This window comes from Lentilactobacillus senioris (assembly GCF_026798195.1).
Classification (GTDB): Bacteria; Bacillota; Bacilli; order Lactobacillales; family Lactobacillaceae; genus Lentilactobacillus; species Lentilactobacillus senioris_A.
Genome location: NZ_JAPQEZ010000036.1, coordinates 1 through 425 on the forward strand (window position 1 = coordinate 1; position 425 = coordinate 425).

The 425-nt window shown below is 41.4% G+C and carries 1 protein-coding gene; it reads left to right on the top strand.

The genetic code is table 11. The features are described from left to right. A partial coding sequence (locus OXT66_RS09620) for a DNA topoisomerase (RefSeq protein ID WP_268597057.1) occupies positions 1-425 on the top strand: 425 nt, incomplete at both ends.

Sequence of the window (425 nt, forward strand, 5' to 3'; positions counted from 1 at the left end):
GAAAAAGACGCGATTATTACCGGATTCAAAAATCTTGGTGATTGGCACAAAGACTATTTGGCTTATAAAGAAGCCCAAACCCGCCAAATTAGCGATTGGTTGATCGGTATGAATGGCAGTCCCTTATATACTTTGTTATTAAGACAAAACGGGGTACGCGGGGTGTATTCGATTGGTCGAGTACAGACGCCAACCTTATATATGGTCTATCAAAGAGACCAGGCAATCAAAAACTTTAAGCCGGAACCCTATTTTGAACTAAATGCGGAAATTTTAGCCAATCAGCAAAAATTCGTCGCAAAATTAGACCCCTATCAGCGGTTTAAAGACGAAACAGGGCTAATGACATTCATGCAAGCTAAACACGTTCAGAAAGGTTCACAGGGCGGTTTAATCAAGGACGTGCAAAAGCAGGCTAAAAAGAG